General features: G+C 39.0%; 2 protein-coding genes and 1 pseudogene. 2 read left to right on the top strand and 1 reads right to left on the bottom strand.

The genetic code is table 11. From position 1 onward, the window contains the following. Positions 1-85: 85 nt before the first annotated feature. Positions 86-405 (bottom strand): annotated as a pseudogene (locus tag ABT114_RS50340) (transposase); the annotation flags it as partial. Positions 406-482: 77 nt separating this feature from the next. Between ABT114_RS50340 and ABT114_RS50335 the strand changes: the two are divergent. Together ABT114_RS50335 and ABT114_RS50330 are read left to right on the top strand one after the other, a co-directional pair. Then, complete coding sequence (locus ABT114_RS50335; protein WP_351154098.1) at positions 483-695, top strand: site-specific integrase; 213 nt, start codon at positions 483-485, stop codon at positions 693-695. Between the two features lie 256 nt (positions 696-951). Then, positions 952-1,632, top strand: a complete 681-nt coding sequence (locus ABT114_RS50330; protein ID WP_081196305.1) for an IS6-like element ISS1N family transposase — start codon at positions 952-954, stop codon at positions 1,630-1,632. The last annotated feature ends 130 nt before the right edge of the window (positions 1,633-1,762 follow it).

The following is a 1,762-nucleotide window of genomic DNA, read 5'->3' as shown; positions in this document are numbered from 1 at the left end:
TCTCCGCCCCCTATAGCCGCCGCCGTGGCGGCCCGTCCGCCCACGGCTCCCTCGCCCGCCTTTGGGTCGGCCAGCACGGCCCTTTAACTGTCGTGTGTTCAAATCTGAGTCGATAGATGGCTTTCAATCTTACTTGGAGTTTTGCATGAATATGGCACTCGCTTTTTTTAAGATCAGATTTTCTTCCTCTAGTTGGCCATTCCTTTTTTGTAATTCTTGAATCTGTTTAGCAGTCAACACCGTATTATCTTCAAGACGCACTTGAGAGTACTGCTTAATCCATTTTGCAAGTGCAGAAGAAGATACGCCATAATCTTTACAGAGTTCAGTTTGTGTTTTACCAGTTTGATAGAGATTAACAAGCGATTGTTTGAAATCCTCATCGTAACGTTTAAAACCTGACATAAAAGTCCTTTCATTTTTGTGTCTTAATAGACAGATTATAACACCCAATTTTCTGTCCACTTTTATAGTATAGCTCCATGGCACGTGTTGGTGATCTTTTAGGAATCAACTATCTAGGGACGCATACCATGCGTAAAACAGGCACTTATCGTGTTTATACGCAGTCGAATTATAATATTGGTTTAGTCATGCATTTATTAAACCATTCAAGCGAAGCCATGACTTTAACATATCTTGGATTAGATCAAGCTAGTCGAGAAACGATGTTAGACCAAATTGATTTTGGGTAATGAATGTTTAGAACTTAGTAGTCGTCCAAAAACGACTACTTTTTTTGTTGAATCGTCCTTGGACGATTCGATGCTTTTGACTTGTAAGAACAGGATTGAATGAAGCCATACTGTTCGCATATTTTTAGTGGATGAACAAACAAAATACGAGAGATTTTTTGTTCGTTCATCCATGGTTTTAGGGGTTCTGTTGCAAAGTTTTCCAAAAAATCTATTTTAGTGTAAAATTGAGAAAAAAGACAGAGAGGACAGAGTAATGAATCATTTTAAAGGCAAACAATTCAAAAAAGACGTCATTATTGTCGCTGTTGGTTACTACCTGCGTTACAATCTAAGCTATCGTGAAGTTCAGGAATTGTTATATGATCGTGGAATAAATGTTTGTCATACTACGATTTATCGTTGGGTGCAAGAGTACAGCAAAGTCCTCTATTATCTTTGGAAGAAGAAAAATAGACAATCCTTCTATTCATGGAAAATGGACGAAACCTATATCAAAATTAAGGGACGTTGGCATTATCTTTATCGTGCAATTGATGCGGACGGCTTAACCTTAGATATCTGGTTACGAAAGAAACGGGATACGCAAGCAGCCTATGCTTTCTTAAAACGACTCCATAAACAGTTTGGTGAGCCGAAAGCAATTGTGACTGATAAAGCACCTTCTCTTGGCTCCGCCTTTAGAAAGTTACAGAGTGTGGGTTTATATCCTAAGACAGAGCACCGAACTGTGAAGTATCTTAACAATTTAATAGAACAAGACCATCGACCTATTAAACGACGGAATAAATTTTATCAAAGTCTCCGTACAGCCTCTTCCACGATTAAGGGCATGGAGACCCTTCGAGGAATATATAAAAAGAACCGAAGAAATGGAACGCTCTTCGGCTTTTCGGTGTCTACTGAAATCAAGGTATTAATGGGAATACCAGCCTAAGATATTTGGAGTTCAGAGCGGGCGCGTTTGATTTTCAAACTTCGCAACAGAACCAAATAGGGTTAATCTCATCAAGAAAAGGAGTTAGAAACAGTTGCGAAAATATATGATCTACCTCAGCAGTTTATTG

Source organism: Streptomyces sp. NPDC002088 (assembly GCF_040296605.1).
Taxonomy (GTDB): Bacteria; Actinomycetota; Actinomycetes; order Streptomycetales; family Streptomycetaceae; genus Streptomyces.
Note: the sequence above shows the minus strand (reverse complement) of the source record. Positions and strands in the feature narration are given on the sequence as shown.

Excerpts from the sequence above, each read along its gene's own strand:
- ABT114_RS50335 (WP_351154098.1), top strand. The coding sequence starts at position 483 with ATGGCACGTGTTGGTGATCTTTTAGGAATCAACTATCTAGGGACGCAT.
- ABT114_RS50330 (WP_081196305.1), top strand. The coding sequence starts at position 952 with ATGAATCATTTTAAAGGCAAACAATTCAAAAAAGACGTCATTATTGTC.